An 8118-nucleotide genomic window follows, 5' to 3' on the forward strand; every position below is an offset into this window, starting at 1 on the left:
GGTACTGCGGCGTCGGTCAGCTGATGCCGGCTTCGGCGCAGAACTTGGTGTACGCCGCGGTGCAGACCTCTTCCTTGGTCACGTAGCCGTCGGCGATGACGTCCTTGACGTTCTCCTTGTAGATGGCCTTCGGGGTGAGCAGCACCGAGGGGACCTCGCGGTCACCGTCCTTCACCGTCTGGCCGGTGTCCTTCTGCTCACCCTTGGCGAGCGCGATGGCCAGGTCGGAGGCGGCCTTGGCCTCTTCCCGGACCGCCTTGTAGACGGTCATGCACTGGTCACCGGCGAGGATGTTCTGCAGGCCCTCGGTGCTGGCGTCCTGCCCGGTCACCGGCACCTTGCCGTTGAGCTTGTTCTTCTTCAGGATCGAGATCGCCGCGTTGCCGAGGCCGTCGTTGGCTGCCAGCACGCCGTCGATCTTGCCGTTGGCCTTGGTGAGCTGCTGTTCGAAGATCGTCGCGGCCTGCGCGTTGTCCCACGCCGGCACCGCGTCCTCGGGGCCCTTGACGTATTCCTTGGCGTCGAACTTCGGCTTGAGCACCGAGTCGTAGCCGGCCTTGAAGAGGGTGGCGTTGTTGTCGGTGGGGGAGCCGTTCAGGTACGCCACGACGGGGTTCTTGGCGCCCTTCTCGGTCAGGCACTTCGACAGACCCTCGCCCTGGAGCTTGCCGACGGTCTCGTTGTCGAAGCTGACGTAGTACTGGGCGGAACCGCCCAGGGTGAGCCGGTCGTAGTCGATGGTGGCCACACCCTGCGACTTGGCCTTGTCGAGCACTGCCTTGCCGGTGCCGGAGTCCAGGTTGACGATCATCAGGGCGGTGACGCCACCGGTGATCATCTGGTCGGCGATGGTCTGGAAGGCGGTCTTGTCGTTCTGCGCGTTCTGGATGTCGTACTGGACGCCGGCGGCCTTGAACGCCTCCTCCAGGAACCGACGGTCCGCGGTCTCCCAGCGGGCCGAGGACTTGCTGTCCGGCAGGATCACGCCGATCTTGGGGGTCTTGTCGGAGCCGGCCTTGTCGCCGGAGTCGTCGCCACAGGCGGTCAAGCCGCCGGTCGTGAGCAGGCCCACGGCGGCGATGGTGAGGATCCCCTTACGCATGTGCAGGGTCCTTTCGGAGGTGGGGGAGGTGTTGTTTTGTTGTGTCCGGCAACGTATTTCGCGTCACACCGGCTCCACAAGACCGCGCAGGTGCATAGTTTGTTGGGAGCGATAACAATTCAGCAACGCGACTGTTACTCCCCGGGTATCCCACGGGGGAGTCGACGTAACGAAGGTCGTCAGTGGGTCTGCAACGGCGCGGTGCGGGCGTCGGTCAGCGCCACCAGATCCGCTGCGGCCAGTTCGAGTTGCAGACCGCGCCGACCAGCCGAGACGTAGATCGTCGGGAGATCCAGCGCGGATTCGTCCAGCACGGTGGGCAACCGTCGACGCTGCCCGAGCGGGCTGATCCCACCGCGCACGTAGCCGGTGGCCCGCTCGGCGACCGCCCGGTCGGCCAACGCCGCCCGCTTGCCGCCGACCGCCGCCGCGAGCGCCTTGAGATCCAACTCGCCGGTGACCGGGACGACCGCCACGGTGAGCGCGCCGTCGACCTCGGTCACCAGCGACTTGAACACGCGCTCCGGTGCCACACCGAGCGCCACCGCCACCAATGCGCCGTAGTTCGGGGCGTCCGGCGACACCCGGTACGGATGGGTGCGATGCGCGATCCCGCGCTTGACCACCAGTGCCGTTGCCGGCGTGCCCTGTCCCGCCACAGCGACGAGGCTAGTCGAGACGGGGCTAGTCGACAGGCCGGCCGATCAGCACCGTCGGTGCGCCGTCGACCCGGGTGAGCACCAGACTCGCCGCCTCGTCCCCGGCCAGCCGCAGGTCCCGCCGGAGCTGCTCCGGGGTGAGCGCCGAACCCCGCTTGAGAATCTCCACGCGGCCCACCCGACGGTCGCGCAGCAGCGCCCGCAGCCGCTTGAGCGAGAACGGCAGCACGTCGGTGATCTCCAGACAGCGCGCGTACGGGGTGCGGATCGGCTGGTCGGCGTAGAGGTAGGCGATGCTCGGATCGCCCAGGGTGGCGTCCAGTTCGGTGGCCAGTTCGGCGACGAGGTGCGCGCGGACCACCGCCGGGTCCGGGTCGTACAGGTATCGGCGCGGCGGCCCGACCGGCGCCTCGGCGGCACCCGAGCCGGTGAGCTGGTGGCGGTGGGCCTCGGCACCCCGCTGGCGGTAGAGGGTGGCTCGGCGGGGCACCTCCGCCAGTTCGCCGCACCAGAGCGCGGCCTCGACCAGGTCGCCGTCCACGCCGACCCACTCGGCCTCCGCGCCGGCCGGAATGAGCGCGTGGTCCAGGCCCGGCGCCACCTTCACCACGGTGCGCGGCACCCGCTCGGCCAGCCCGGTGACGAAGTCCCACGGTGGCGAGTACGCGCGCGGGTCGAAGATCCGCCGCCCGGTGCCGCTGGTGCGGCGGGCCGGATCGCAGAAGACCCCGTCGACCCGGGACACGTCGAACCCGGTCGCGTCGCCGCACTCGACCGTGAACAGCTCGGCCAGCCCGGCCGCCGTGGCGTTGGCGGCGGCCATCGCGGCGGTCACCGGGTCGGCCTCCACCCCGTACACCCGGATGCCGGCCCGGGCGGCGGCCAACGCGTCGGCCCCGAGCCCGCACCCGAGGTCGGCCAGGGTGCGCACGCCGGCCGCGTACAACCGGGCGGCCCGACGGTCGGCGACCACCCGGCGGGTGGCCTGCTCCAGGCCGGGACGGGTGAGGAACATCCCAGCGGCGGCCGGGCCGAACTTGCCGACCGCACGGTGGCGCAGCTCGGCCTGGGTGAGTGCCGCCGCGGCCAACGTCGGCGGCACCCCGGCCGCGCGCAGCGCCGACGCCGCGGCCAGTGGATCACCGCCGGCCAGCCCGGCCGCCGCCGTGAGGGCGGCCGACCCCTCAGGGGTACGCAGCGCCGCCAGCTGATCGAGATCCACCCGGCCATTGTCCCGGCCGACCCGAAAATCCTGGCTGGCGGGGCGCGACGCGCTGGCACTCTCCTTGACGGAGTGCTAGCCACGGAATAACCTGCGATTAGCACTCTCACCCTGAGGGTGCCAGCTTCCGGGTCTCGCGACCCGGGTGCGCACGCCAGGCGGACCGGCACCCGCGACGACGGCACCGCCCGGTGGCATGAGGCAGATTGACGCTGGTCAGCCCCGCTGGCCAGCAACGAAACCAGTACCCCAGGAGGGTATGCCCGTGACTACCGCGACCAAGGTTGCGATCAAGCCGCTCGAGGACCGCATCGTGGTCCAGGCGAACGAGGCTGAGACCACCACGGCGTCGGGCATCGTGATCCCCGACACCGCCAAGGAGAAGCCGCAGGAGGGCACCGTCCTCGCTGTGGGCCCGGGGCGCGTCGACGACAACGGCAACCGGGTTCCGGTTGACGTGCAGGTCGGCGACACCGTCCTCTACTCGAAGTACGGCGGCACCGAGGTCAAGTACGCCGGCGAGGAGTACCTGGTGCTCTCCGCCCGCGACGTCCTCGCGGTCATCGAGAAGTAAGCAACCGATCAGTGCCACTGCCCCGGTCCGGCTCGCCGGGCCGGGGCAATGGCGCTTCGAAGGGACATTAATGGCGAAGATCCTGAGCTTCTCGGACGACGCCCGGCACCTGCTGGAGCACGGTGTCAACGCCCTCGCGGACGCGGTCAAGGTCACCCTCGGCCCGCGCGGGCGCAACGTCGTCCTGGACAAGAAATTCGGTGCGCCGACGATCACCAACGATGGTGTGACCATCGCCAAGGAGATCGAGCTCACCAACCCGTACGAGAACCTTGGCGCGCAGCTGGTCAAGGAGGTGGCGACCAAGACCAACGACGTCGCCGGCGACGGGACCACCACCGCGACCGTGCTGGCCCAGGCGATGGTTCGCGAGGGTCTGCGCAACGTGACCGCCGGGACCAACCCGGCCGGCCTCAAGCGGGGCATCGACGCGGCGGCCGTCAAGGTCTCCGAGGCGCTGCTCGGCCGTGCCGCCGAGGTCACCAGTAAGGAGTCGATCGCGAACGTGGCGACGATCTCCGCGCAGGACTCCACGATCGGCGACCTGATCGCCGAGGCGATGGAGCGCGTCGGCCGCGACGGTGTCATCACCGTCGAGGAAGGCTCGATGCTCACCACCGAACTGGACGTGACCGAGGGTCTCCAGTTCGACAAGGGCTTCATCTCGCCGAACTTCGTCACCGACCTGGAGGGTCAGGAGTCCGTCCTTGAGGACGCGTACGTCCTGGTCACCACCCAGAAGATCTCGGCGATCGAGGAGCTGCTGCCGCTGCTGGAGAAGGTCCTGCAGAACAGCAAGCCCCTGCTGATCATCGCCGAGGACGTGGACGGCCAGGCGCTCTCCACCCTGGTGGTCAACTCGCTGCGCAAGACCCTCAAGGTCTGCGCGGTCAAGGCCCCGGGCTTCGGTGACCGGCGCAAGGCGATGCTCCAGGACATCGCGATCTCCACGGGCGCCGAGCTGGTCGCCCCGGAGCTGGGCTACAAGCTCGACCAGGTCGGCCTGGAGGTGCTCGGCACCGCCCGGCGCGTCGTGGTCGACAAGGAGAACACCACGATCGTCGACGGCGGCGGCCAGAAGGCCGACGTCGCCGACCGGGTCTCCCAGATCCGCAAGGAGATCGAGGCATCCGACTCCGACTGGGACCGGGAGAAGCTGGCCGAGCGGCTGGCGAAGCTCTCCGGTGGCATCGCCGTCATCAAGGCTGGCGCGGCTACCGAGGTCGAGATGAAGGAGCGCAAGCACCGCATCGAGGACGCCATCGCGGCGACCAAGGCTGCGGTCGAGGAGGGCACTGTGCCCGGCGGCGGCGCCGCCCTGGTGCAGATCCTGTCGGTGCTCGACGACGACCTGGGCTTCACCGGTGACGAGAAGGTCGGCGTCTCGGTCGTGCGCAAGGCGCTCGTCGAGCCGCTGCGCTGGATCGCCCAGAACGCCGGTCACGACGGCTACGTCGTGACGCAGAAGGTCGCCGACCTCGAGTGGGGCAACGGCCTCGACGCCGCCAAGGGCGAGTACGTCGACCTGGTCAAGGCCGGCATCATCGACCCGGTGAAGGTGACCCGCAACGCGGTCACCAACGCCGCCTCGATCGCCGGTCTGCTGCTCACCACGGAGAGCCTCGTGGTGGAGAAGCCGGAGCAGGCCGAGCCGGCCGCCGCCGGCGGGCACGGCCACGGTCACGGCCACCAGCACGGCCCGGGCTTCTGATCCGGTAGCGACACCCGTTCCGGGGCACACCGCCGTACGGCGGTGTGCCCCGGCTCGTCTTGTCGGCTGGTAGGTCATTACCGAACGCTGACGTTGTTGGCGACCGGGCGAGATGATCGCGCACACTGGGCCGATGAGCACCACGTCACGGCGGTACGCCGCGCTGGCCGGAATCACCGCCGCCGCCGTCGCGATCGGGATCGCCGAACCGGTCGCGGTGTTGACCGGCCCCCGGTCGGCGCCCCTGGTCGCGGTCGGCGGGGTCATCGTCGACGCCGTCCCCGAGTCGTTGAAGCAACTCGCCATCGATCTCTTCGGGACCGCCGACAAGATCGCGCTGCTGGTCGGCACGGCCGTGTTGCTGGGCGGCTTCGCCGCGCTCTTCGGCGTACTGGCGGTTCGCCGGCTGGCACTCGGCCTGGCCGGCATCGCCGCGTTCGGCGTCATCGGCGTGGCCTCCGCGTTGACCCGTTCCGGCGCGGACCTCGCCGACGCGCTGCCATCCCTGATCGGTGCCGGTCTCGGCGCCCTGGTGCTCTGGCTGTTCATCGCCGGACCGTTCGAGCTGAACCCCTGGCCCTGGTCACCACCCACGCCGACCGCTGGTTCAGCGTCGTCCGGCGGCCCGGTGCCGTCGCCCGGCGGCCCGGTGCCGTCGCCCGGCGGCCCGGTGCCTTCGCCCGGCGGCCCGGTTTCTTCGCCTGGCGGCTCGATGTCTCCGCCCGGCGGCTCGGTGCCTTCCTCCGGCAGGCCGGTGTCGCCGGCCGGCCCGGTGTCGCCCGGCGGGCCGGTGCCGGTGTCGCCGGCGGGGCCGGTTCCGGTGACTCCTGCCGGGCCGACGGCGGCGGTCGAACCGGCCGGGCCTGCCGAAGTGGACCCGGACTCGCGGCGACGGTTCCTCACCGGGAGCGGAGTGCTGCTCGGCACGGCCGTGGTGGCCGGTCTCGGCGGGCGCTGGCTGGCGGGTCGGCGCGGTGTGTCCGCAGCCCGCGAGGCGATCCGCCTGCCCGCGCCGGTCGCCCCCGCACCGGCCGTGCCGGCAGGCGCGGACCTCTCTCTGACCCAACTCGCGCCGTACGTAACCCCGAACTTCGGGTTCTACCGGATCGACACCGCGCTGGTGGTGCCCCAGGTAGACCCGGACACCTGGCGGCTGCGGATCCACGGGCGGGTCGGCAAGGAGCGCACCTACAGCTACGCGGATCTGTTGGCCCGACCGCTGGTCGAGCGGTACATCACGCTCGCCTGCGTCTCCAACGAGGTGGGTGGGGACCTGATCGGCAACGCCCGCTGGCTCGGCGTACCCCTGCGGGAACTGCTCGACGAGGTCGAGCCGGACGACGACGCCGACCAGGTCGTCGGCCGATCGGTCGACGGCTGGACCTGCGGTACCCCCACCGCCGCGCTGCGCGACGGACGGGACGCGCTGCTGGCCGTCGGAATGAACGGCGAGCCGCTGCCGGTCGAGCACGGCTTCCCGGCCCGGGTGGTGGTGCCGGGCCTCTACGGCTACGTGTCGGCCTGCAAGTGGGTCACCGAGCTGGAGCTGACCCGGTTCGCCGACTTCGACGCGTACTGGGTGCCGCGCGGCTGGTCCGCCCAGGGCCCGATCAAGACCCAGTCCCGGATCGACACGCCCCGACGACGTAACAAGCTGACCGCCGGGCCGGTGACCATCGCCGGCGTGGCCTGGGCGCAGCACCGTGGCATCCGCCGAGTCGAGGTACGCGTCGACGACGGCCAGTGGCAGCAGGCCGAGCTGGCCCCGGCCGTGTCGGTGGACACCTGGGTGCAGTGGTCCTGGCGCTGGGACGCCACGCCAGGCGAACACCGGCTCCAGGTCCGAGCGACGGACGCGACCGGTGAAACCCAAACCGAGCGTACGCAGGACGTCGTCCCGGATGGCGCCACCGGCTGGCACACGGTCACCGTCACCGTCCGCTGACCCACGGCACAGCATCGCCACCCGGGTCGTTGGCGATACGGGTCCGCTATGTGCCCTCCGGGTCGTGGCTGTGTCCTGGACCCTTTAGTGGGGTGGTGGGCTGTGTCCGCAACGTGCCCTGCGGGTAGGTGGCTGTACCCCGCGATCCTTCTGTGGGTTGGCGGGGGCTGGGTCCGCGACGTGCCGTGAGCGTCGGTGGCGGTGTCCTGGACTTGGCCTGCGGGTTCCCATGACTGTCCCGCCGGGCCGGCGGACCCCTGGCTGACCGCTGATGCCTCGGACAGTGCATGCAGATCTTGGACAGTTTCCGTTCGCGCCGGACAGGTGTCCAAGATTCGCGGGGGCGGTCGGTCGGCGCCATTCCGCCTCCGCCGGGCCGTTGCGCCGGGCCGTTGCGCCGCCGGGTCCCGTCGTTGCGCCGTGGGTAGCCTCTCGACCATGACATCTACTCCGCATCGGGTGGCGTTTCGGCCATGCGCCGCGAGATCTTGGACAGTTTCCGTTCGCGCGGAACGGTAACTGTCCAAGATCTGCGGGCAGCCGCCGACCAGATGGCGCGATCCGCCTCCCGCACGGACCCGCGCAGCGCGGCGTCCCCAGCGGCAGCGGCCAGGGGCCAGCGGCCAAGGGCCAGCGTCCCAGTGGCCAGCAGCCAAGGGGCAGCGGCCAAGGGTCAGCGGCCGAGGGTCAAGGGTCAGCGGTCAAGGGTCAGCGGTCAACGGCGGCAAGAGGCCGCTGGCCGGCACCCCGGGTTGGGGGTGCCGGCCAGCGGTCGGTGTCGTGCGGTCGTGCGGTCGTGCGGTCGTGCGGTCGTGCGTGGTTCTGCGGTGGTGCGGGGGTCAGCTGTTCCAGTGCTGGGTGACGAGGTCGGTGGCCTGCTGCTCCCACTGGGCGTAGGCGTCGGG

6 protein-coding genes are annotated in these 8118 nt (G+C 70.8%); 3 read left to right on the forward strand and 3 right to left on the reverse strand.

What is annotated here, in order from left to right:
* Positions 1 to 16: 16 nt before the first annotated feature.
* From AC5L30_RS23805 to AC5L30_RS23815, 3 genes are all read right to left on the reverse strand, one after another.
* Positions 17 to 1102, reverse strand: a complete 1086-nt coding sequence (locus tag AC5L30_RS23805) for a sugar ABC transporter substrate-binding protein (protein WP_494869862.1) — start codon at positions 1100 to 1102, stop codon at positions 17 to 19.
* 179 nt (positions 1103 to 1281) lie between these two features.
* Positions 1282 to 1761, reverse strand: coding sequence for a Cys-tRNA(Pro) deacylase (gene ybaK, locus AC5L30_RS23810; protein ID WP_494869863.1), 480 nt, complete (start codon positions 1759 to 1761; stop codon positions 1282 to 1284).
* 25 nt (positions 1762 to 1786) lie between these two features.
* Complete coding sequence (locus tag AC5L30_RS23815) at positions 1787 to 2983, reverse strand: THUMP-like domain-containing protein (protein ID WP_494869864.1); 1197 nt, start codon at positions 2981 to 2983, stop codon at positions 1787 to 1789.
* Between the two features lie 259 nt (positions 2984 to 3242).
* On the opposite strand from AC5L30_RS23815, the gene groES reads away from it, so the two are divergent.
* The 3 genes from groES (at position 3243) to AC5L30_RS23830 (ending at position 7213) form a co-directional block, all read left to right on the forward strand.
* Positions 3243 to 3557 (forward strand): co-chaperone GroES, encoded by a 315-nt coding sequence (gene groES / locus AC5L30_RS23820; protein ID WP_030330046.1) that lies wholly within the window; start codon positions 3243 to 3245, stop codon positions 3555 to 3557.
* A 70-nt stretch (positions 3558 to 3627) separates the two neighbouring features.
* On the forward strand, positions 3628 to 5268 hold the full coding sequence (groL, locus tag AC5L30_RS23825; RefSeq protein WP_494869865.1) for a chaperonin GroEL: 1641 nt from the start codon (positions 3628 to 3630) through the stop codon (positions 5266 to 5268).
* Positions 5269 to 5623: 355 nt separating this feature from the next.
* The gene (locus AC5L30_RS23830) at positions 5624 to 7213 is read left to right on the forward strand and encodes a molybdopterin-dependent oxidoreductase (protein ID WP_494869870.1); all 1590 of its coding nucleotides are present in this window, start codon (positions 5624 to 5626) and stop codon (positions 7211 to 7213) included.
* Positions 7214 to 8118: the final 905 nt, after the last annotated feature.

It is taken from the genome of Micromonospora sp. BQ32, assembly GCF_059358895.1.